Raw genomic sequence first — 22967 nt, forward strand, 5'->3', positions numbered from 1 at the left:
TCACTCCTTCATCCAGGTCCGATACCTCGGCCACGCCCACGAGCCACCGGCACCGAGCTGGGTGAGCACGTGGCGCAATCGCTTTTCATCGTCCGGGCCCGAGCCGAGTTCCCGGATGAGCGCACGAACGCCCGCTTGGTCACCGGCGACGGCGGCGGGGTCGGCGTTGCGTTCGTCCTCGCCGATGACCAGTTGCAGCTGGACCAGCTGGTCCGCCCAGGTCGGGCCGGCCAGCCGGACCTGCCGCAGTTCCCACCGGGGGGTCAGGGGATGCGGGCGCGTATCGTCCTCGCCCGGCCCTGGTGATGTTCTGAGCGCCCTGGCGATGTCCGTGTACCGATGCACGCCGATCCGCCAGCGGGCGGCCGGTCGATCGGCTTGTCCGCCGCCCCGCAGCTGGTCACGCAACAGGTCCGCGACCTGGCGGGTCAGCGCACGAGGGTCGTACCAGCGCTGCACCGACCGGCCCCGGCGGTCGACCGCGGTCTCCACCTCGTGCGCGACGACGCAGTCGGCCAACGGACGCGGGAGCCGAGCCAGGCGATCACGAAGACTCGATGACGGGCCGCCCACCGGTTCGCCGATCAGGTGCGCCACGACCGCGATCTCGGCCCAGAGCGCGACCCAACGAGCCGGCGACGCGGATTCCGCACGCACGATCAGCCGGAGGTCACACGGCTCCCGGAGGCAGTCCGCCGAACACCCCGGACCCCGGCGTTCGACCGGGACCCCGGTCGATGGGTGGCCGCTCGATTCCTTCTTTTCACCGCTGCCGTCGATCGAGACGAGCACCGGCCGGTCCATTCCGTCGACGTGGGCCGCAGCGGTTCCCGGTCGCAACGCCACCAGGTGCTGGGACTGCGCCTCGTCGAGGTTCATCGTGGCTCCGACGAAGTCCCGGTCGTCCTTCGCCGGCAGCCGGTGGGTGATCTTCACCGCGCTGTTCTTCACCACGTCCGGCACGAGCTTGCCGGGGATCTGTTCGGCGACGACGATCCCTTCGCCGTAAGCTCGCACCTCGGCGAGGAGGTTGGTGAACGCGGTCACCGCCTGTGCCGCCGCCGCGTTCCCGGGGACCTGCCGCAGCAGGCGGTGCGCTTCCTCGATCACGGTGACGTGCGCCAACCCCGGTCCGGACGTGGCGTGTTGTTTCCGGAGTCTCAAGATTTCGAACAGGCGCATCAGCACGCAGCCGATGAAGAATGCCTTGTCGCTGTCGTCCCCCAGATCTTCGATCTCGAAGACCACGTTTCGCCGCATTGCTTCGTCGAGATCGAGCGGGTGGCCTCCTTCGAAGAACCTGCCCGGCGTACCCGTCCGCAGACTGCCCACCCGGACGCCGACGAAACCGCGTACGTTCTGCCGCACTTCCGAGCCGTAACCGACGTCATCGACCGCGCGAAGAGCGTGTTCCTGCAGGTCCGACAGCCGCGGCCACCGCGGGTCCACTCCCGGTGCCGAATCGAGGGAAGCGCCGAGAGTGAGGTTCCAGCCGGCCTGCTCGTAACTGCGGATCAACGCGCGGGACAGGATTTGGGGGAATGGTTCCTGCGCATCGAACGCCGCCAGGAAGAGAGCACGCAGAAGATCCACGTGCGTCTGCAGCGGGAAGTGCACGCGAGCACCGTCGACCACGATCGAGCTGGGCTCGAGCGGATTGAGCGAAGCCGGCACGGAGTCCGGCGCGCCGGGCCGGATGACCAGCACCTCCTCCGGCGCCACCCGGCCCGCCATCCCCGCATACTCGGCCTTCGCCGGCTCGATCACCAACCACGGCACCCCGTGTCCGGTCAACCGTTCGAGAAGCGCCCGCACGGTCTGCGACTTGCCCGATCCCGTGGCGCCGGACACCAGAACATGCCTGTTGACGCTGTCCAGCGGCACCCCGAAACGGAGGGACGGCGAGTCGGTGGCGTCGAGGACGTCGCCGAGCACGAGGTCGCCCACGACCTCGGAGGTGCGGTCGAACTCCGGGCTTCTGATCAGCCGGACCCCCGGCAGTTCACGGACCGGCGGCCTGAGCACCGTGGTGAGGACCTCGGTGCTGACCGCGCACACGTCGCTCCAGCGCAGGGGCGGCCCGGCTTCGGGGATATCGTGACGCACCTTGAGCGGCCCGCCACGCAGATCCGCGCTTCCGCCGATCATCGCCGCGAGTGCTGCGCACCCGGTGGCATCAGCCGCCGCCGTCCACAGGCGGAGGTTCCACAAGCCGACCGAGACGGCGTCCTCGAAGTGCGCGAGCTCCGCCTCGGCCCTGGCCAGCCGACGGCGGTCGGAACCCCGCCCCGACCGGCGGGACTCCAGGTCGTGCACGGTCTTCGACAGCTCGTCGATGCGGCGGGCCACCTCGTCGTCCGGCGCCGGGTCGGCGACGACAAACGCAGCCATCGAAACCTGCGGTGAGAACGCGAAGATGTCGTCGAGCCCCGATCCTGCGGTCTCCGGCGGCTCGACAGGCAAGCAGTCCAACGCGAGCGAGGCTGCTTTCCAATGTGGCAGCCTCGCCATCGCCCGGGCGACCCGGTCGGTTCCCACCTCGACCGCCCTCGCTCCGGCCGGGAATGCGATCGTGAGGTCGGAGCCTCCGACGGGGAGTGCGGTGAACCCGCCGGCAAGCACCACCGTACTGCCGTGTGGCCGGGTCCTCACCCAGCCGCACGCGACCGATGTGCCTGCCGCCTGTGCCCTCGCGAGCGACGGAACGATCCGTGCGCTCTGGGCCGCGCGATCACCGTCGGGGTCGGGTACCGCCAGCACACGGTGGGTGAGCAGGGAAATCTCGGGCGGCGGGGGCACGTCACGGCCCCCACGGCGTCGGTGAGGCCGTGGGCAGCGCGGCGATCGTCGGATCGCACACGGCCAAGGTCGCCGTCCCCCGGCGGACGACGATCATCAGCTGGTCGTCGAGCTGCTGGAACACTTCCGGCTGGAGAACGTACTCGTGGACCCGAGTGGTGTTCCGGGCGACGGACCGCTGGACGGACCCACCCGCTGTCGTGGCTTCGCTCGTACCGGCCGTCAGCGACTCCGAGACGCTGTTGCCGAAGTTCCGGCCCGCGGTCAGCGCGCCCTTCAGCCCGATCGAACTGCTCGATCCGGAACTGCGGGTGGATCCGGTGGTGACGCTGGTCGACCTCGTCCGGGACTCGTTCCACTGCTCCGTCTCACCCTCCGACAGGGAGAATCCGTTGACGACGAACGTGAACTGCTTGCCGAGGTGCCGAGCAGCCCGTTCGGCGTCGTCGTGGTTCGGCAGCCTGAGGAACACGGCACAGTCGCCACCGCCGTGACCGAGGACTCTGGACGCGTCGTCGCTGATCCGGCCGTAGAGGAGCACCAGTCTCTTGCCGGCGCGCTGGGCCGCGCCGGTCAGGCTGTCCAGCACTTCGGTGGCGAGTGCTTCGGCACCGGCCACCACCAGGAGATCCGGGCCGTTGAACGGCTGGGAAAAGGCGAGCGTGGCCGCCCGCGCGAGCAGCTCACCGCCGAGCACCCGGTCCTGGATACCGCCGCCACCACCGATCTCGTACGTCTGAATCCTCGCCGGCCCACTGCCGCTCACCGCGGGCTTGCCGGCCGGATCGCGAGCGTAGGCGAGCAGCCCGTCCAAGTCGCTGAGAAGGTCGCTGAGCCGTTCCGCCACGGGTTGCTGCTGCTGCACGATATCCGCGCGGTAGTCGCGCAACGCGTCTTCCTCGGCCTGGGTGAACGACGCCGCGCTGCCCAGGCGATGGTGGCCGAGCGCGATCGCCACTGCCTCTCTCAAGCGGGTCAAGTCGACCCCACCGGTCAGCATCGCGGCAACCCGGAGCAGTTCCTGTCTGGCCCGTACGGCCTCGTTCCGGTTCCCGGCCGCTGTGGCCGGGCGCAGCACGTCCGTCACCAGGCTGGCGAGGTCTTCCGGTGTGCGCATCGCGAAGACGTCGACGGTCGAGCCGGTGCGCGAGACCACATCGGACCGCACCCGGAAGCCCCCGCCCGAAGCAAGCCTCCGAAGATCGTCGAACAGCGGAGTCTGGGTGAGGTTCAGCAGCCGGACCCGGCCGCCGCCCAGGGCCGCGGACGTCGCGAAGATGGCCAGCAGCCGGTCCCACGCCTGGTGCACGCCGCCGTAGACCGGCACCACGCCGCTGTCTTCCGGTGCCGGGATGGGGAACCAGCACGGCCGGCTGAAGTGCAACCGGCGCAGGCGATCCTGATCAGCCTCGACCTGGGCCCGCCACCTCGCGTGTGCGGTGGCCGGGTTCCGGCCGCCGCCGGGATCCGGCGGGGAATCGTACAGCCGGCTGATCGGCACCGGACCGGGATCGACCACGTGCCAGCCCAGCACCAGACCCGAAGGGGAATTACCTGCCACGAACACCTTCTCCTGTCACTGCCGTGTGCCGTCACGCGCTCAGTGGCTGTCGCACGATGGCTCGAGGGGTTAAGGTCTCCTGCGCTCGGGGGAGAAAGTGAGTCGGCCATGAGAAAGTTCCTCACCAGCAAGCGCTTCCGTCCAGTGACCGGTGAACTTCCGGTCGACGGACACGTATCCGTGCCGTGCGGGTTTCGTTTCGGGTACCCCTGGCCGTGGCGGGAAACGCGCGGGCGGCAGGTCACCGGACCGACCGGCGTGTCCCAGGACGCACTGGCGGCCCTCTCCGCTCCCCGCTCCTCGGGCAAAGCCGAACTCGTCGTCTGGCAGGAGGACGGCACCTTCAACGCCGCGACCGACTTCGAGAACGGCATCGCGAGCCTGTACGGTGGCAGGCTCGCCCTCTCCCGGTATGTCGACCTGGACGGACGCCAGGCGGCGGTGGTCGACGTGGACGCTCCCGGCGGCCGGCGGATATCCCGCCTCGTCGCCGCCGCTCCGCGGGGCCTGCTCCTGCACGCGGAGTTCGACGTACCCCGATCGGCCGCCGGTGGGTACCTGCCGCACTGGGACACCGTTCTGGCCTCCTGGCAGTGGCTCTGAACCACACGCGTCGGGTTCACCTGCGCAGCATCGTGTTGCCGGACGGCGATCCCGTGTGGGTCAGCCTCTTGGCATAGCAGTCGTCGGGACCGATGCCCTGCGCCTCGCACCAGGAATTGGCCTCCTCCCCGGACGCGAACGTGGTCCGCTCGACGGTCACCCAGAACCCCGGCTTCCCGAAACTGACGAAGTCGTCCGACGACAGCAGCAAGGCACCGGGGTACTTGCTCTTGAGCCCCTGGAAATCCGACCAGACGTCTTCGACTCCGAACCTCCGCCCCTCCACGAGCAGGCCCACTCGCTTCGAAGACAACTGGGGGACCCACCAGCCGACGAGTTCTTCCACCGCCGCGTGGTCGGAACGCACCTGCTGGCGCAATAGCTCTTCGGCGGACAGGGACGGTATGACCGAAGGCGCGAGGGTGGTTTCCGGAGGAGTCAGGTACACAGTCTCCGGGGGGTTCGCGATCACGGTCGAGGTCGATCCCGCAGGCATGCCGCCGCTTGCCGATCCGCCGGCTCCGCCGCTCGTGGCGCCGGTGAACGCCACGGTTGCGACAACGGCGGCGAACACCACGACGCCCGCCAGAACCACCGCGGTCCGCGTACCACCCCGGCCGGACAACGAAGACCGGCTCGTCGTGGGGATGAAGCCCGGCCCGGCCGGCTGACCGGCACCGGGCAAGCCGCCCGCCTCCGGCCCCGCGAACGCCCGAGCCGGCGCCGGTGTCGTCTCTTCCGCCAGCGGAAGACCGCACCGAGTGCAGAACCGCGCACCGGAACGCACTGCGTTGCCGCAATGCACACACACCATGCGAACCTCCAGGAAAACCGAACGCGAACATCCCGGAACACAACTCGGCCGGTCCGCCAAGACGTTACCCCAGACATCCTCGACCCGTGGTATCAATGCAACAACGTCGACCTGGAGCATTGTTGTTGCCACCACCAGTGAAAGGATGGACAAATCGTGGAAATTTTGTGGACTTTGGTGATCATCGTTCTGGTCGCCTGGGCGATCTTCACGCAGGTCGGGGCCAGACGGCAACTCGACGTGACCGTCCCCTTGAGCGAACAGGACGCCGCTCAGGTCGTGGTCGATCACTTCGGGGTCACCTGGTCGCAGGTGGAGGGCCTGGGCCACCTCAACTTCCGCCCTCGCCTGCGAATGCACGCGCCGACACTGTCGGTGACCTTCGAACCGAACGGCACGTCCTCCTGCCTGGTTTCGATCTGGACCTCACACGGGCGCAAGCACTACGGAATGATGGGGCACGCCCAGCTCGCCTGGCGCAAGAAAGCGTCACTCGCCAATCGTCTCCGCGCCGCCACGAGCCAGCCGCAGAACTGGGCCAAAGGGGCATGACAGTCCTTTGTCCGTCTTTTGTCCAACGCCGTCGGAGATAATTCGCCCCGGAGTACGCTGAGATCGTGTCCAAGATTTTCATCAATTACCGCACCGGCGACGGCGACTTCGCGGCGGTACTGCTCGACCGGCACCTTTCGGAGGTGTTCGGCCCGGGAAAGGTGTTCTTGGCGTCGCGTTCGATACCGCCCGGCGCCGACTTCGCCGAGCACATCATCGGCCAGCTGACCGGCTGCGTCATCGTCTTCGCCGTCATCGGAATGCACTGGCTCGACCAGGATCCGGCCTCGGGAAGACGACCGCTGGACGACGAGACCGACTGGGTACGCCGTGAACTGGTGGAAGCCGGACGCCTGGGCATCGAGGTCGTTCCGGTCTTTCTCGACGCGACCGGCCGGTTGCGGGCGAGCGACTTGCCCGAAGCCCTCAGCGGCCTGGAGCGCAACCAGTACGTCCGGCTCCGGCATCGGCATCCGGCGGACCTCGACGAGATCGCCAGGGCTGTCAGCGGTGTGTTGACGGTCGACGAGGACGAACTTCGCGCCTACCTGTCGGCGTTGGCGGAGGGACTGGAGTCCGTCGAGGACTGGATGCCGTACGCGACGCTCGACGAGGGGTTCGTCGAGCGTCGCGTCAATGTCCACTCGACACTGCCGGAGCGCCGCCAGGAACCACCCGTCGGCGAGGTCGGGTGGACGAACGCGGCCCGCGAGCTGAGGCTCGGCGTCGTGCTGGCCGATGCGGGCGCCGGGAAGACGTGGCTGTTGCGGCGCCATTGCCTGCAGCTGTGCCAGGCGGGCATCACCCAGCTCGACGACGGCCTGCCGGTGGATGAGGTGACCGTGCCCGTACTGGTGCACTCGCACGAACTGGCCACGGCCTGGACGTCGTCGCCCGGCCTCGACGCCTTCGTCACCGGCGCTCTCTCCGGGCGGACGGCGAGCCCGAGGCTGCACGCGTACCTGGCCGGACGGTTGGCGGCCGGGTCCTTGAACACGCACGTACTCGTCGACGCGTACGACGAAGTCTTCGAAGACCGGCTGCGCGACGCGGTGGACAACGCTTTCCGGCTGTTCATTGCGACGATGGTGCCCGACGGCGGCCCGTCGTTGCTGGTGACCTCCCGTCCCGCCGGGTTCCTGGAGCTCGCCCTGCCGCAGCGGGCCGACGACGGGGAAGAGCCGGTGACGCCGACGTACTTCGAATTGGGGACCCTCGGCGAGGCTCAGGTCCGGTTGCTCTGGGAGCGGTGGTACGAATTGCGGGGCACGGACGTTCCGTGGCAGCGGCTCGCCCCGGCGCTGACGCCGACGTCACCGATCCGCACCGCTGTGCGAGTTCCGCTGCTCGCTGCCTTCGCCGCGTGGGTCGCCGAGGACGAGAAGCTGAGGACGAACCGGAGCGGCTTGTATCGGCAGGTGGTCGACCGGTTCTACCGCCTGGGCTGGAAGCGTGGTTCGCCGGCGCCTTCGCCGGTGGTGCGCCAGGATGCCGCACTGCGCGCAAGCTACCGCGCGGCCTTCGCCGAGCTCGCGTGGCACATGGCCACCAGCGGCGGCATCTGGCGCGACGCGGTGCCCCTGCTGGAGTGCGAATCGGTGCTCCAGCGATCGCTCGGCACGGCTTCGGCCCCGTACAGCCGGACCTTCGAGGGGGTACGCACGTTCGGCGTCCTGATTCCCTGGGGTTCCGACGAGGCCGCGCCGGTCGGGTGGATCCATCGCACGGTGCACCAGTTCGTGGTCGCCGAGTACCTGCTCACCCTGCCGGGTGAACAGCTGGAGGAACTGCTCGACACGTACGCGTGGTTCCACCCCGAGTGGGCGGCGGCGCTCGACTTCGCGCTGGGGATGGACTCCGCGCCGGCCGGCGGCGTGACTTCGGTGGTCCAGCAGCTCTGTTCGGACGGTGAGGACGCGCTCGGCTGGTTCGCGATGGTCATGGCGTCGTCGGCGGCGGGTTCGCGCTCGACGAATCCGGAGACCGCGGCGGCGGACGACCTGATCGGGAGGCTGTACCGAGCCGGTTTCCTCACCGCCACCCACCTCGCCCGCGTGCTGGCCCTGACGCCCCTGGCCGACGCGGTCAAGACGGCTGAACTGGTCCACGCCTCCGCGGAAGAACACGGCTACGGGCAGGAGGCCTGGGATGCACTCGCGTGGTGCGGTGCGCCGGGTCTGGCCCTCCTGCGAGTCGCGGTGACAACGTGGGACTCGGCCGCCGGGGCAGCAAAAGCCCTGCACGGCGTCGCACCGGGCCTCGCCGTGCAGGCCATGGAGGAGCGGATAGCCAACAGCCTGCCGGTCGACCCCGCGGACAGGCTCGTCGTACGAGAGCTCGGCCCCACGGTCGTCCGGGCCCTTTGCTCCGCTCACCAAGCTGACCCGGGCGACGTGGACGCCGCTCGGCTGCTCGGCTGGACCAGCGCGGACGAGGCTCGGGCGGCCCTGTCGACCACGCTGGAGTCAGCGAACGCCGGCCATCGTCGATCCGCGGTGGCCGGCCTGGCGGCGAGCTTCGGCACCGAACTCGACGAACCGGGCTTCGCCCGGTTGCTCTCTTCGGCGCTGCACGATCGAGATCGTGACGTACGGGTCGCGGCACGTTCCGAGCTGGTCGAGATCGGGATTTCGGTGCCCTGGGTCAGCAACCGCTTGGCGGAGTACTCCGACGAGCTGTACCGGGACGAAACCGCACCTCAACTCGACAGCCTCGCATCGATCGCGGCACGCCTCGACTTCGTCGGTCCGTCCACCGACACCGCGATCGTGATGCTGATGACCGAGCCCGCGTTGATCACCGGGCCGGTGCAGGAGGCCCTTGCCCGGCTGACGGGCCGGGCCCTGGACGGAGACTTGGAGCCGAGGCTGCTGCTCCGCGTCGCGCAGCTGGGCGGCCGCCCGTTCCGGGACCGCGCCTCGGCCCAGTTGCTACGCAAACACCCGCTACCGGAAGTGAATCGACGAAGGCTGGCCTGGGCCGTGTGTCACGCATTCTCGGAAGATCCCGGGGTCTTCACCACCCTGGCGCGGTGCGCCCGGCGCGCCGCCGACCCGCATGTCGGACAACTCCTCAGGGAACACGGTCTCGCGGCCCAGGAGAAGGTGCGCGTCCTCCTGACGCATCTCCTGAAACTCCAGCGAAACGATCGCACGGCCGTCGAGATCTGGACTGACGCTCTCCGCGAGGCGTTGCTGAGCCTGCCGCCTGTTCACCGAGCGGTGCTGCGGGAACCGTGCGCGTCCGCAACCAGGCACGTACTGAAGCTGGAGCCGGAACCAGCACCACTGCCTACGTCGCCCCCGCCTTCGCCCTGACCTTGGACCGGCCTCGGCGTCGACTTCCCCGGGGCCAAGCGACCCTTGAGCGGCAGCTCGCCGCTGCACGAGATCGTGCTGGAGCACGCGCGGCCGGCGTGATGCCCCGGGCGGGCGATGATCTTCCGGCGCGGCGTCGTCTACGGTAAGGGCGGAAACGGGCGACGCGACGGCAAGGCGGCTGGTGAAGGAACGGGAGTTGCGGCGCCGCTGCAGGCGGCTGCTGAACGAACTGGGCATCCGGCCGCCGCTCGACGTGCTGGAGCTGTGCCGCAGCGTCGGCGAGCAGCGCGGCCGCCCGATCCGGCTGCTGCCGCACCGGATCCCGGTGCCGGGGCCGTTCGGTGCCTGGATCGCCACCGCGCAGGCCGACTACATCGTCTACCAGCAGGACACGAGCAAGGCCCACCAGCGCCACATCATCCTGCACGAGCTGGGCCACATGCTGGCCGGCCACGGCGCCACGGCGGAGAACCACGACCTGGTCGCGCGGCTGGCGCCGGGCCTGGTGCCGGAGGCGGCCGGCCGGGCCCTGCTGCGCACGTCCTACGACACCGACCACGAGCGGGAGGCCGAGACGGTGGCGACGATCATCCTGGAGTGGGCCTCGGTCCTCGACCGGGTCGCCCCGCCGTCGTCGGACGAGGGTGCCGCCCGCCGGATCGACGCCGCCCTGGACGAACGGCTGGGCTGGCTGTGAACAGCAAGATCACGCTCCTCGTCGTCCAGGGCGTCATCCTGTTCCCGGCGCTGCTGTGGAAGATCTACCAGCTGACCCGCGCCCCGGGCGACGTCGCACGCTGGATGGTCACCGCCTGCCTGGCCTCCTTCGCGGCCGCCTACCCGCTGGGCCTGCTGGCCGGCGACGTCAACCAGCCGGAACCCGGGCGGATCGTGCCCCTGCTGTTCCAGCACATTTTCCTGTGCGGTCTGGTCTTTGCGCTGGCGTGTTTCTTCCTGTTCTCGGCCCTGCCGGGCTCCCGGGCCCGGCGCCGGGCCCGGCTGGAGGCGATCCCGCTGGGCGCGGCCATCCTGGTGATGGCCACGGTGACGGTGCTGATGCCGGACGTCCCGCCGGCGCAGTACCCGCGCGCCGGGGTGTCGGTCTTCTACCTCGCGGCGGACCTGTATCTGACGTACGGCATCGCGAGCGCGTGCTTCTTCGCCCGCCGGTACGCCCGCGGGGCGGCGCCCCGGCTGGCCCGCGGGTTGTCGCTGGCCTCGGTGGGATTCGCGATCGGGGCGCTGGGCGGGGCGACGTTGATCGCGGTGGTCCTGGTCCACTGGGCCGGCGCGGCGATCCCCCGGCTGCTGGTCCAGGCCACGGTCTGGCTGGTGTTCCCGAGCGCGATCCTGCTGGTGGTCGGGCTGTCGTACCCCGGCGTCGCCACCCGCCTGGCGGCGGCTCGCGTGTGGTGGCAGCACTTGCGGACCTACCACCGCCTCCGTCCGTTGTGGACGAAGCTGCACGAGGCGTTCCCGGAGGACGCGCTGAGCCGCACCCCGCGCGGCCGGTGGGACACGCTGAGCGTGCTGGGCGTGCACCGCCGGTACTACCGCCGGGTGATCGAATGCCGGGACGGGCTGGTCCGGATCAGCCCGTACGTCGCGCGTTTGGACGGCCCGTTGCCGGACCGCCTGACGGAGGCGTTGCGCGCCCACGCCCGCCGCGAGCCGGCGCCGGAAGAGCCGATGCCACTGGCGATTCCGGACGGCGGCGGGTTGGACGACGATGCCCGTGAGCTCGTCACGTTGTCCGACGCACTGGCGCGGTGACCGCCCCGATCAACCGCAGGGCACGGAAAGCTGAGTGCCGTTGGCGGTATAGGTGGTGATCGCCGTACCGCTGCACTGGTACTGCACAACGCCCTTGCCGCCGGCCACGACCTGCGAGCCGCCGTCGACCAGCCGCGAAATCGTGACGGGCAGCGGGATGATGGGCCCGAGCGGGAAGTAGGAATACTCGTTGACCGCGGTCAACGTGGTCCCGCTGAAGGTGAAGCTCTGGATCGGGCCGCTGACGGCGTGCGCGGGAGCCACCCCGGCACCGGTCAGCAAGACCACCCCGACGGCAATCACGGCGTATCGAGACATCCGATGCGACATGACTACCGTTCTAACACCGCGGTCAGGGACTGTCTGCCACCATTCAGAGTCAGCCCGCCGGCGGTGTGCGGGAAAGCCGTTCACGCAGGCGAGCGACCAGTTCCGCCTCCTCGGCCGCGACCAGCCGGTAGTCCCGCACGACGACGTTCCCCCCGACCACCACGTGTTTCGGCCGCCGTCCGGGGGACGCCCACAGGAGGCCCGCCACCGGGTCGTGCACGCCCGCGTCGGCGACGCCGGACACGTCCCACACGCACAAGTCGCCCGCCGACCCGGCACCCAGGTGCCCGAGTTCCGCTCGTCCCAGCCCCGCGGCGGAACCCGCCGTGGCCATCCCGAGCACCGTGCGCGCGGGTAGCTGCGGCCCCATGAGGCCCGAGACCTGCAGGGCCAGCCGGGCGTCGGCGAGCAGGTGCCCGGCGTCGTTGCTGCCTCCGCCGCTCGTGCCGAGGCCGACGACGACGCCCGCCTCGAGCAGCGCGGCGACCGGTGCGACTCCCCACCCCATGGGCACGTCGCACCCCGGCGCGTGCGTGGCGGTCACGCCCGCCTGCGCGAGCAGACGGATCTCCCCCGGCGTCACATCACACAGGTGGGCCACGGTGACGTCCGGCTCCAGCCACCCCCATTCGCCGAGGAGCTCCAGTGGCCTGCGCCCGTAGCGCTCGAGGGCGATCGCCGTGTCGACCTGCTCGTTGGCCTGGGTCCGGCGGCGCAGCCCGTGGCGGGCCGCGACCGCGCCGAGGGCCGCGAACGTCTCGCGCGCGTCGGAATGGACCCCGGCGGGGCCGACCGCGATCTGAAGCATGCCGTCCGGCGAGACGCCGCCGGTGTCCCCGGGCACGAGCGCGGTCACGATGGCCTCGGCGGACTCGCCCGCCCACTCCGGATCGTCCCGGGCCGAGCCACGGACGAAGACGAGCCGGGCGCCGAGGGATCGCACGGCCTCGGCCGTCGCCCGCGCGAGGGCGACGGTGTCCGCGATCGGGGCGCCGTGCGGCCAGTTCAGGTGGTGGTCCGCGATGGTCGTGACGCCGCACAGCAGGCTTTCGGCCGCGCCCACCGCGGCGGCGACGGCGTAGGCCTCCGGGTCGTGGCCCACCCGGCCGTAGGCGGCGGCCATCGCGGGCAGCCACTCGGCCATCGGCACCCCTCGCGTTCCCGGCAGGGTGCGGAACGCGCTCTGCAGCAGGTGGTGGTGGGCGTTCACCAGCCCCGGCGTGACCACGCACCCGGCGGCGTCGAGCACCGTCTCGTGCGGGGAACCGTTGTCGAGAAGAAGGTCGCCGGTGTCCTCTGTGGACGGATCGACGAGGATGCGCTCTGCGCTGAGAATCTTGAGCACCAGTCGGTCATCCGTCCTCGGGGAGCTTCTGCTTCACCACGACGAGGTGGAACCGCGATCCGTCGGGCGAACACCAGCGGTGGGCCGTGCCGCCCGGGTAGTACGCGGAGTCCCCCGCGCCGAGCCGGACCGTCCCGTCCTGCTCGAGGTCCAGCAGGAGTGCCCCGCTCACGACGTGGACGAACTCGTCCTCGGGGTGGCGGAAGTAGTCCCCGAACTCCGTGGTCGTCCCGGTCCACTCGATCGGGTCGAACGCCCGCCTGCCGCGCGTGAGCAGCCGGACTTCGCCGTTGGGGAACTGGTTGCGGGCCCCCTCGCCGGCGCGCAGCACGTCGGGTCGCCCGATGTCGGCGTCCGGCAGGTCCGGGGCGCCGGCGGCGATGAGCTCGACCTGGGTCGTGCCGAGGGCCTTCGCGATGCGGTCGAGGGAAACCATGCTCGGCCGGGTGTGCCCGCGCTCCAGCTGACTGAGGAACGGGTGCGAAAGTCCCGTGCGCCCGGCCAGCTGGACGAGCGTGAACCCGCGGGACCGGCGCAGCTCGCGGATGCGCGTGCCGACCCGCTCGGCCTGCTCGTCGACGACACGGGAAGACGCCGGACCGGCTTCCTTCACGGCGACCATCCGGCCTGGTCGCAGGGGCAACACAAAGAACACGGGGATTTACACATCGGAAATCTCGGCTCCGTACCGTCGGCGATGTTGATGTGGTCAACATTTGCAGCATCCCCGCGGTTCCGCAACACCCGAGACCGGAGAGACCCATGGCGAACTCGCTGCCCCGCCCGCTCGCCGCGGTGCGCAACGCGAGACTGCCCGACGGGCGCGTCGTGGACCTCTCGTTCGCCTCGGGCGTGGTCAGTGCGATCACCGCCGCGGGCGCCGCCGACGTCCTCGGGCCGACGCTCGACCTGACCGGACGGCTGCTGCTCCCGGCACCGGCCGAGCCGCACGCCCACCTCGACAAGGCCGGGAGCTTCGACGCCATCAACCCGAAACTCGGCGACCTCGGCGCCGCGATCGACGCGTGGCGTGGCCACGCAACGGGAATGAGCGTCGAGTCGATCGCCGAGCGCGCCCGGGCACAGGCCCTCGTGATGCTCGCCGCGGGCACCACCGCGATCCGGTCCCATGTGGACGTTCTCGGTGACGGCGGCGCGGGCATCGAAGACGTCACGCGCGGAGCCCGCGCCCTCGTCCAGGTCCGGGCGGAACTCGAAGGGCTGGTGGACATCCAGCTCGTGGCGCTCGCCGGGCCGCACTGCCCCGACCACCACCTGGAAGCGGTCCTGGACGCGGGCGTCGACCTCGTCGGCGGCGCGCCGCACCTGGCGCCCGATCCCCCGGCGGACCTCGCGCGGCTGCTGGCCATCGCGCAGCGGCGCGGCATCGGCGCCGACCTGCACGCCGACGAGAACCTGTTCGGCCCGGTCACCCTCGACGCCTACGCCCGCGCGGTGCGCGACTGGCCGGGCGACCGCCCGCGCACGGCGGGCCACTGCGTGCGGCTCGGCACCCTGGAAGCCGCGCGCCGGGACGCGATCATCGCGGACGTCAAGGCCGCGGACGTCGGCATCGTCACGCTGCCCATCACGAACCTCTACCTCCAGGGCTGGCAACACCCCGTCTCGACGCCGCGCGGTCTCGCGCCGCTGCGCGAGCTGCTCGACGCGGGCGTCCGCCTCGGCGCCGGCGCGGACAACGTGCGCGATCCGTTCAACCCGGTGGGGCGCGGCGACGCCCTCGAAACCGCGTCGCTGCTCGTGACCGCGGGCCACCTTTCGCCGGAGGAGGCCTACGGGCTCGTGAGCACCGGAGCACGATCCGTCATGGGACTGCCCGCCGCCGGACCGTCGGTCGGCGCCCAGGCCGACTTCCTGGCCATCGGGGCCGTGAACCTCGTCGACGCGATCGCCACCGCGCCCGCCGACCGGGTCGTCATCCACCGCGGGCGCGTCGTCGCGGTCACCGAGACCCGGCGCGAACTCCCGGCCCTGCCCGCCACCGCTTCCTGAACGGAGCTGCCATGTCCACCACGACCCTCCGCTCGACCCTGCTGGACTTCCGCGACGTCGACCTCGTCTTCCCCGACGGGACGGCGGCGCTCGGCGGCGTCGACCTCACGGTGGACCGCGGCGAATTCGTCTCGATCGTGGGGCCGAGCGGCTGCGGCAAGTCGACGCTGCTGCGCATCGCGTCGGGCCTCGAAACGGCTTCGGGTGGCACCACCGACGTGAGCACGAGCCGCATCGGCTACGTCTTCCAGGACGCGACGCTCCTGCCGTGGCGATCGGTGCAGGGCAACGTCGAACTCCTCGCCGAGCTCAACCGGGCGGCCAAGGCGGACCGGGCCGCCAAGGCCGCCGCCGCGATCGGTCTCGTCGGCCTCGGCGGCTTCGAGAAGCACCTTCCGAAACAGCTCTCGGGCGGCATGAAGATGCGCGTCTCCCTCGCGCGCTCGCTCACCCTCGACCCCGAACTGTTCCTGTTCGACGAACCGTTCGGAGCACTCGACGAGATCACCCGCGAGCGCCTCAACGACGAACTCCTGCGGCTGTTCGCCGAGCAGCGCTTCGCGGGGCTGTTCGTCACGCACTCGGTCTCCGAGGCCGTCTACCTCTCGACCAAGGTCGTCGTCATGTCCGGCCGGCCGGGTTCCATCGTCGCGCGGTTCGACGTGCCGTTCCCGATGCCGCGGGATCCCGACATCCGCTTCACCCCAGAGTTCGCCGAGCTCGTCGGCGACGTCTCGCACGCGCTCAGGAAGGGGCACAGCTGATGCCGACGCTCCAGGAAACCGTGGCCCGCCGCACCACCGCGGCACGCTCCGGCCTGCAGCCCCGGCGCATCCGGAAACCGACGTCGTGGTGGCAGCCCGTCGTGGCCTTCGGCGTCTTCGTCGGCCTGTGGTACGCGGCGGCGGCGTACTACGACCAGGTGGTCGATTCGCCCTACCTGGTGCCGTACCCGCACCTCGTGCTGACGGCGATCGTCAACGACACCCGCCCCGACGGCGCTCCGACCGGGTTCAACGCGGAACTGTGGACCGCACTCGGCCGCACGACGGTCGTCTCGCTCGTCGGGCTCGCCGCCGCCATCGTCCTCGGGGTGCTGTGGGCCACCGTCATGGCCCAGGCCAAGGGCCTCGAGAAGGCGCTGTACCCGTACGCCGTCGTGCTCCAGTGCGTGCCGATCCTCGCGCTCGTGCCGCTCATCGGGGCGCTGTTCGGCTACGCCTTCCTCTCCCGTGTGATCGTCACCGTGATGATCGCGCTGTTCCCCATGGTCTCGAACACGCTCTTCGGCCTGCATTCCGCGGACCGCGCCCAACGCGAGCTCTTCGCGCTCCAAGGCGCCGGCCGGCTGACCCGCCTGGTCAAGCTGCAGATCCCGGCCGCGCTCCCCTCGATCTTCGTCGGCCTCCGCACGTCGGCGGGCCTGTCCGTGATCGGCGCGATCGTGGGCGACCAGTTCTTCCAGCGCGGCGATCCCGGCCTGGGCGTCCTCATCCAGGTCACGGCGTCGCGGCTGATGGGGCCCGAGCTGTACGCGACGATCATCATCGCCTCGCTCTACGGCATCGCCGTCTTCCTCGCCTTCGGGCTCATCGGCCGGCTCGCGGTCGGCCGCTGGTTCGACTTCACCTGATTTCCCCGCCCCTCCCCCGGAACGGAAGCCCGATGCGCACTCGACCCCGCTCTGCCGCCGTCATCCTGTCCGTCGCCACGCTCGCCGCCGCCCTCACCGCCTGCGGCGGGAGCGGCTCGGCCGACGCCGGCGCGGCGCCCGCGGCACCCACCGCGACCGGACCCGCCGTCGACCTCGCCGGCGTGTGCCCGGCCACCGTCGTCGTCCAGACCGACTGGAACCCCGAGGCCGACCACGGGCACCTCTACCAGCTGCTCGGTCCCAACCCCTCGATCGACGCCAGCCAGAAGTCCGTGACGGGCGACCTCTACGCCAACGGCCGGCCGACCGGCGTCAAGCTGCAGGTCCGCGCCGGCGGGCCGGCGATCGGCTTCTCCAAGGTCTCGGCCCAGATGAACCAGGACAAGTCGATCACCCTCGGCTACGTCTCCACCGACGAGGCCGTGCAGTTCTCCGGGGACATGCCGACCACCGCCGTGTTCGCCGAGAACGACAAGTCGCCGATGATGATCATGTGGGACCCGAAGACCTACCCGGACGTCACCACGATCAAGGAGCTCGGCGGCAAGCTGCAGGCGAACGGCGGCGTCGTCCGGTACTTCAACGGCGCCGCCTACATGTCCTACCTCACCGAAGCGGGCTACCTGCCCGCCGGCATCCTCGACGGCAGCTACGACGGCGCCCCGGCGAAGTTCGTGACCGCGAAGGGCAAGGACGCGCAGCAGGGCTTCGCGACCGCCGAACCGTACGTCTACGAGAACGAAGTCGCCGCCTGGGGCAAGCCGCTCAAGTTCCAGCTCGTCGCGGACACCGGCTGGTCCCCTTACCCCGAGACGATGTCCGTCCGCACCGCCGACCTGGCGTCGCTCTCGCCGTGCCTCAAGAAGCTCGTGCCCGTCATGCAGCAGGCCGACGTCGACTTCATCAAGAACCCGGCGGCGACCAACGACCTGATCGTCAAGCTGGTGCAGGCCTACAACAACGGCTGGACCTACGACGCCGCGGTGGGCAAGGCCGCCGTCGCGCAGATGAAGGACCTCAAGATCGCGACCGACGCCGGCCACGGGCACGTCGGCGCGATGGACGAAACCCGCGTCTCCAGCCTCATCAAGACGGCGGCGCCGATCTTCGGCAAGGCCGGCGGGCACGTCAAGGACGGGCTCACCGCGGCCGACCTCGTCACGAACCAGTTCCTCGACCCGAAGATCGGCTTCGGCTGGTGAACAGGAGCGCCATGACCAGCACTGAGACCATCGAGGCGCTGCGGGCCGAACTCGCCGCCCTGCTCGGCGAGCGCGGCGTGAGCACCGACCCCAAGACCCGCGAGCGCGCCTCGGTCGACGAGGCCACGATGAGCCCCATCCTCTCCGAGCAGCTCCCGCTCGGCCTCGCGGACCTCGTGGCCCACCCGGCGAACGCGGAGGAGATCGCAGCGGTCGTGGCCGCCGCGACCCGCCACCGCGTCCCGGTCACCGCGCGCGGCAAGGGCACCGGCAACTACGGGCAGGGCATCCCGCTGCGGGGCGGCCTGGTCCTTGACACGACGAGGGCCCGCGCTGTCGTCGAAGTGGGCGACGGCGTCATCACGGCCGAAGCCGGCGCGTCCATGGCACTCCTGGAACGGACGGCCGCCGCGAGCGGCCAGCAGCTCTGGATGTACCCGTCGACCGCACAGTCCACTGTGGGCGGTTTCCTGTCCGGGGGTTCGAGCGGCACGGGGACGATCGCCCACGGCTCGAACTGGGAAGGCTTCGTCGTCGCGCTCGACGTCGCCCTCCCCGGTCCGGAGCCGGTCCTCGCGCACGTCGAGGGCGAAGACGCGCGGACCTTCGTGCACACCTACGGCACCGCGGGGGTCATCGCCCGTGCAACGGTCCGGCTCGAACCGGCCCAGGACTGGCGGGCCGTCTACGCGAGCTTCCCCACCTTCGAGGAGGCGCTCGGCGCGGTGCGGACGCTCCGCGCGCTCGACCCGCTGCCCCGGCTCGTGAGCGCGGACCGGGCCGCGGTGGCGGAACGGCTCCCCGCGGACCCCGCGATCCCCGCCGGGCGCGCGAGCCTGCGCGCGATCATCGACGCGGTGGCACTGGAGGAGGCGTCTTCGCTCATCTCCGCTGCCGGCGGCGTGGTCGAAGACGTGCGCGAAGGGACCCAGCAGACGATCAAGGTGTCGACGCTCTCCTACAACCACCCCATCTGGTGGCTCAAGAAGAACAGCCCCGGCCGGGAGTACTTCCACGTCGAAGTCGGCGGCGAGGCCCTGATCGACCGCATCCACGAGGTCGAGGCCGTGTACCCGGGCGGCATGCTGCACATCGAGGCCGGGCACCGCTTCCCCATCGGGATGCTCACCGCGGAGTACACGGGCGCGGCCGACGTCTACGCGGGGTACGCGAAGCTCGTCGAACTCGGCGTGCGGGTCCACAGCCCGCACCAGTTCTACGTCGACCACGGGGTCGAAGAGCTCCTCGCGCTCAAGCAGCGCACCGACCCGGACGGGCTGCTCAACCCCGGCCACCTCGGCGTGCCCGAGCTCGCCGTCACGCTGCCGGCGCAGGCCAAGATATGAACCGCGCCCTCACCGAACTCGCGGGCCCGTCACTGGCGGACCGGATCGGCCGGGACTCGATCGTCGTCCTCCCCACGGGCGCGATCGAGCACCACGGGCCGCACCTGCCGCTCAGCACCGACGCCCTGCTCGCATCGGCGGTCGCGGACGCGGCCGTCGAGCGCGCGGTCGCCGGAGGCCTCGACGTCTGGCAGCTCCCGACGCTCACGTACACGAAATCGGACGAGCACAGCTGGGCACCCGGAACGGTCTGGCTCGACGCCGAGACCCTGTTCCGCACGGTCGTCGAAATCGGGCGCGCGGTGCAGCTCATGGGAGCCGGGACACTCGTGTTCGTCAACGGGCACGGGGGCAACGTCGCGCTCCTGCAGGTGGCGTTGCGGGAAATCCGCAAGCGCTTCGGGCTCAGGACGTTCCTCATGCCTTCGCTCGCCCGCACGGACCCACCGGAGGGCGAAGGCCTCGACGAGCAAGACCTCGGCATCCACGGCGGCGCCGCGGAGACCTCGCTGGTCCTGCACCTGCGCCCCGACCTGGTGGACCTCACCCGGGCCGAGCGCTGGGTGCCGGAACACCTGGCGGACTTCCGCCACATCGGCTTCAACGGCCGGCCGGTGAGCTTCGGCTGGCTGTCGGACGACTTCGGCACCCCGGGGGTCGTCGGGGATCCCACGCAGGCGACCCCCGCTTACGGCAAGGTGCTGTGGGAAGCGTCGGTGCAGCAGGCGGTCGAGTCCCTGTTCGAGATCGCCCGCTTCGAGCACAACCCTCATTCCAGCGGGACGTAGTCACCGCCCTTCCGGGCAGCCGCCAGATCGGCGTGCACGGAAGCGCGGGTCATTCCTCGCCCTTGGACCACGCGGACGTAGGAACCGTCCAGCGGAAAGACGAGCACGAACTTCGTCCCGTCGTTCCCGCGCACCACGGCTCCCCGCCGCAGGCCGTCGAGGAATTCGACGATGTCCCGTTCGATTTCTTCGGCGAATTCGCGCTGGTCGTCCCGCGAGATGTCGTACAGATCGGTGTCGATGTCGTAGGTGGCGCGCTTGCCGGTCACCGGGTCACGCGCCTCGAACTCCAGGCCGAGCCAGCGTCGCGGCTCCACCGTCACGACGGCCTGCCACGTCGATCCGCTCAGCCGCCACCGCGACAAGGCACCGATCTCGTCGGTGACCTCCACCGTCCAGCCGGCGGTCGCCCGCAGTTCGGCGAGGAACTCGAGGAGCCGGTGCCCCGCCTCGGAGGTCATGTGCTCACCACGTACATGAACGTCACTACTTCCTCCTACGGCTTCGACACCGTGATCAATACCGCAACATGAGGTCGCATTTCTATGCGACATCGCGGTGATCAAGGATCCACCACGCTGTTGTACGTCCAACCCTGTGCCGACCCAAACGCGGCCTCTTGAACCGCAAGATCAGACTCAGAGGCATACCCGGCAACTCGCGCGCCTCTGGCACACCGGACCGCGATGATGCCCAGTGCGACGGCATGAGCGACAGACCTCGAGGACGGGGCACCCGTTCGGCACGCGAGACACGTCGAGTGCTGCAGAACGCTGGAGCCGTGTGCAGGCGTCATACTGCCAAGGTGAGATCGCCTGCGCTCGAGGTCGTCCGCCAGTTCGCCGACTGGTCGCACTGGGTACCCTTCACCGCAGCCCGCGGATCGGCACCTCAGATGCCCGGCGTTTACCTCGCACGTGAAGGGACCACGGGCGAGCTGGTCTACGTCGGTATGGCCGGCGAACGTCGCGGCCAAGGTATTCGCGGGCGTCTGACCGTCTATGCGGCAAGGCACTCGCCAGTGGCCTGGGCGAAGCCGTTCTCGACCGCGCACTCGCCGACTCTCGGTGGCTGCGTGACCGCATCCGCGAAGTCGACGGCGGCTACACCCGCCGCGCAACTCAATGGGGTGTGCTCGCCTTCGAACGAGCCGACCTGCACATTTCGTGGGCCATCACGGCCAATGGCCCGACAGCACGAGCGCTCGAGAAGGAGATACTCTCCGCACTCGCCGAACACGCCCTCTGGAATCGACTCAGGTGACCGACGAGGAACCGCACAGCTGCCGAGCTTGCCTACGAACCCGTGATCCCATTCACCCGGCCAAGCCAACTACCGTGGTAGACGTCGCCGAGGACCGCACACGGCAGGACCACCGAGGTCAGCGGTCGAGCCAGGGAGCGAGCAGCTTCTCCAGATCGGCATCCGACAGCGCCCGCGGGCCGCCGTGGAACTCGTGCCACCGAGCGGCGTCGCACGCTGCGTTGTACTCCACCTCGAACGCGCGCATCAGCACGTACATGAACGTCACCGAGCTGAACCGCTCACCCAGCAACGTCCGCGCCTCACGAGCCACCTCGGTCGCTCCGGCACAGTCGACCAGCTTCAACGATTCCGCAGCCGGGTCGAGCAGGCTGGGGGCATACATCACGACAATTTCTCCATAACCGAAACGAAAAACTCAGCCTTCAGCGGCCAGCTGACCACAAGCCGCGGCGATCTCCTGGCCTCGCGTGTCACGCACCGTGCACGCTACTCCGCCCGCGTTCACCAGCCGCACGAACTCCCGCTCCACCGGCTTCGGCGACGCATCCCACTTCGAACCCGGGGTCGGGTTCAGCGGAATCACGTTCACGTGCACCAGCTGACCCAGGTGCTGCCGCAACCGGCGAGCCAGCAGCTCCGCCCGCCACGGCTGGTCGTTGATGTCCCGGATCAGCGCGTACTCGATCGACACCCGGCGGCCGGAAGTATCGGCGTAATACCGAGCAGCCGACAGCACCTCGTCCACCGACCACCGGTTGTTCACCGGCACCAGCGTGTCCCGCAGCTCGTCGTCCGGCGTGTGCAGCGAAACAGCCAGCCGCACCTGCATCTTCTCGTCCGCCAGCTTCCGGATCGCCGGGGCCAGGCCCACCGTCGACACCGTCACCGACCGCTGCCCGATCCCCAGCCCACCCGGAGCCGGATCGGTGATCCGCCGCACCGCCGCCACCACACGCTTGTAGTTGGCCAGCGGCTCGCCCATGCCCATGAACACGATGTTGGACAGCCGGCCGGGACCGCCCGGCATCGTGCCGTCGCGCATGACCGCCGCCGCCGAGCGGACCTGGTCGACGATCTCCGCCGTCGACAGGTTGCGGTCGAGGCCGCCCTGGCCGGTCGCGCAGAACGGGCACGCCATGCCGCAGCCCGCCTGGCTCGAGATGCACAGCGTCGCTCGGTCCGGGTAGCGCATCAGGACGCTCTCCAGGAGCGTGCCGTCGTGCGCCCGCCACAGCGTCTTGCGGGTCGCGCCGTCGTCGGCCGCCAGTGCGCGGACCTCGGTCAGCAGCGTCGGCATCAGGTCCGAGACCAGCCGCTGACGCGAAGCCGCCGGGATGTCCGTCATCTCCTCGGGGTCCACCGTCAGGCGGGAGAAGTAGTGGTTCGACAGCTGCTTCGCGCGGAACGGCTTCTCCCCCAGCTCGGCGACGGCGGCCGCGCGCTCGGACACCGAGAGGTCGGCGAGGTGGCGCGGCGGCAGGCCGCGCTTGGGCGCGTCGAAGACGAGGGGAAGGGCAGTCATAACCAGACCAGTGTCCCACGCGCCCGCGCGGGGCGCCCGGGCCACCCTCGCCGGGTGTACCCCAGGTCACCGGCCCCGG

The 22967-nt window shown here is 70.3% G+C and carries 20 protein-coding genes and 1 pseudogene; 11 read left to right on the plus strand and 10 right to left on the minus strand.

All coding sequences use genetic code 11. The features are described from left to right. Positions 1-2391 (minus strand): ATP-binding protein, encoded by a 2391-nt coding sequence (locus HUT10_RS17120; protein WP_176172134.1) that lies wholly within the window; start codon positions 2389-2391, stop codon positions 1-3. Positions 2392-2800: 409 nt separating this feature from the next. Then, a complete protein-coding gene (locus tag HUT10_RS17125) occupies positions 2801-4360 on the minus strand; it encodes a hypothetical protein (RefSeq protein ID WP_176172135.1) in 1560 nt (519 codons plus the stop codon). A gap of 258 nt (positions 4361-4618) precedes the next feature. Between HUT10_RS17125 and HUT10_RS17130 the strand changes: the two genes are divergently transcribed. After that, positions 4619-4963, plus strand: coding sequence for a hypothetical protein (locus tag HUT10_RS17130; RefSeq protein WP_176172136.1), 345 nt, complete (start codon positions 4619-4621; stop codon positions 4961-4963). A gap of 16 nt (positions 4964-4979) precedes the next feature. Here the strand turns inward: HUT10_RS17130 and HUT10_RS51035 are convergent, their stop codons facing one another. Continuing rightward, entirely contained in the window at positions 4980-5558 is a 579-nt protein-coding gene (locus HUT10_RS51035; RefSeq protein WP_254896910.1) for a zinc ribbon domain-containing protein, read from the minus strand. 153 nt (positions 5559-5711) lie between these two features. Further along, a pseudogene (locus tag HUT10_RS52230) lies at positions 5712-5897 on the minus strand (zinc-ribbon domain-containing protein); the annotation flags it as partial. Positions 5898-5933: 36 nt separating this feature from the next. Between HUT10_RS52230 and HUT10_RS17140 the strand changes: the two are divergent. The 4 genes from HUT10_RS17140 to HUT10_RS17155 all read left to right on the plus strand — a co-directional run bounded on the left by HUT10_RS17140 (position 5934) and on the right by HUT10_RS17155 (position 11422). After that, a complete protein-coding gene (locus HUT10_RS17140; RefSeq protein WP_176172138.1) occupies positions 5934-6329 on the plus strand; it encodes a hypothetical protein in 396 nt (131 codons plus the stop codon). A gap of 260 nt (positions 6330-6589) precedes the next feature. Then, positions 6590-9646 (plus strand): NACHT domain-containing NTPase, encoded by a 3057-nt coding sequence (locus HUT10_RS17145; protein ID WP_368660761.1) that lies wholly within the window; start codon positions 6590-6592, stop codon positions 9644-9646. A 184-nt stretch (positions 9647-9830) separates the two neighbouring features. Further along, positions 9831-10346, plus strand: a complete 516-nt coding sequence (locus tag HUT10_RS17150; RefSeq protein WP_176172140.1) for a hypothetical protein — start codon at positions 9831-9833, stop codon at positions 10344-10346. After that, positions 10343-11422, plus strand: coding sequence for an MAB_1171c family putative transporter (locus tag HUT10_RS17155; protein WP_176172141.1), 1080 nt, complete (start codon positions 10343-10345; stop codon positions 11420-11422). Before HUT10_RS17150 ends, HUT10_RS17155 begins: the two co-directional genes overlap by 4 nt. Positions 11423-11431: 9 nt before the next feature. Here HUT10_RS17155 and HUT10_RS17160 read toward each other — a convergent pair whose 3' ends face one another. From HUT10_RS17160 to HUT10_RS17170, 3 genes are read right to left on the minus strand one after another with little or no spacing between them, the layout of a single operon-like run. Next, a complete protein-coding gene (locus tag HUT10_RS17160) occupies positions 11432-11752 on the minus strand; it encodes a hypothetical protein (RefSeq protein ID WP_176172142.1) in 321 nt (106 codons plus the stop codon). 49 nt (positions 11753-11801) lie between these two features. Next, positions 11802-13097: an amidohydrolase family protein gene (locus tag HUT10_RS17165; protein ID WP_176172143.1), complete on the minus strand. Its 1296-nt coding sequence runs from the start codon at positions 13095-13097 to the stop codon at positions 11802-11804. 7 nt (positions 13098-13104) lie between these two features. Beyond that, positions 13105-13719: a helix-turn-helix domain-containing protein gene (locus tag HUT10_RS17170; protein ID WP_254896911.1), complete on the minus strand. Its 615-nt coding sequence runs from the start codon at positions 13717-13719 to the stop codon at positions 13105-13107. Positions 13720-13859: 140 nt separating this feature from the next. Here HUT10_RS17170 and HUT10_RS17175 point away from each other — a divergent pair, with 140 nt between their 5' ends. From HUT10_RS17175 to HUT10_RS17200, 6 genes are read left to right on the plus strand one after another with little or no spacing between them, the layout of a single operon-like run. Next, on the plus strand, positions 13860-15110 hold the full coding sequence (locus tag HUT10_RS17175; protein ID WP_176172144.1) for an amidohydrolase family protein: 1251 nt from the start codon (positions 13860-13862) through the stop codon (positions 15108-15110). Between the two features lie 11 nt (positions 15111-15121). Continuing rightward, complete coding sequence (locus HUT10_RS17180; protein ID WP_176172145.1) at positions 15122-15874, plus strand: ABC transporter ATP-binding protein; 753 nt, start codon at positions 15122-15124, stop codon at positions 15872-15874. After that, positions 15874-16743 carry an ABC transporter permease gene (locus HUT10_RS17185; RefSeq protein WP_176172146.1) on the plus strand — a complete coding sequence of 290 codons (870 nt, stop codon included), beginning with the start codon at positions 15874-15876 and terminating at the stop codon, positions 16741-16743. Before HUT10_RS17180 ends, HUT10_RS17185 begins: the two co-directional genes overlap by 1 nt. A gap of 32 nt (positions 16744-16775) precedes the next feature. Then, on the plus strand, positions 16776-17966 hold the full coding sequence (locus HUT10_RS17190; protein ID WP_176172147.1) for an ABC transporter substrate-binding protein: 1191 nt from the start codon (positions 16776-16778) through the stop codon (positions 17964-17966). A gap of 11 nt (positions 17967-17977) precedes the next feature. Next, a complete protein-coding gene (locus HUT10_RS17195) occupies positions 17978-19312 on the plus strand; it encodes an FAD-binding oxidoreductase (RefSeq protein WP_176172148.1) in 1335 nt (444 codons plus the stop codon). Then, positions 19309-20100: a creatininase family protein gene (locus HUT10_RS17200; RefSeq protein WP_176172149.1), complete on the plus strand. Its 792-nt coding sequence runs from the start codon at positions 19309-19311 to the stop codon at positions 20098-20100. The genes HUT10_RS17195 and HUT10_RS17200 overlap by 4 nt, the downstream gene beginning before the upstream one ends. Here HUT10_RS17200 and HUT10_RS51040 read toward each other — a convergent pair. The 3 genes from HUT10_RS51040 to rlmN all read right to left on the minus strand — a co-directional run bounded on the left by HUT10_RS51040 (position 20082) and on the right by rlmN (position 22888). Beyond that, entirely contained in the window at positions 20082-20561 is a 480-nt protein-coding gene (locus HUT10_RS51040; protein WP_254896912.1) for a hypothetical protein, read from the minus strand. The genes HUT10_RS17200 and HUT10_RS51040 overlap by 19 nt on opposite strands. A 920-nt stretch (positions 20562-21481) precedes the next feature. Further along, positions 21482-21748, minus strand: coding sequence for a hypothetical protein (locus HUT10_RS17210; protein WP_176177864.1), 267 nt, complete (start codon positions 21746-21748; stop codon positions 21482-21484). Between the two features lie 33 nt (positions 21749-21781). Further along, the gene (gene rlmN / locus HUT10_RS17215; RefSeq protein ID WP_176172150.1) at positions 21782-22888 is read right to left on the minus strand and encodes a 23S rRNA (adenine(2503)-C(2))-methyltransferase RlmN; all 1107 of its coding nucleotides are present in this window, start codon (positions 22886-22888) and stop codon (positions 21782-21784) included. Positions 22889-22967: the final 79 nt, after the last annotated feature.

Source organism: Amycolatopsis sp. Hca4 (assembly GCF_013364075.1).
Classification (GTDB): Bacteria; Actinomycetota; Actinomycetes; order Mycobacteriales; family Pseudonocardiaceae; genus Amycolatopsis.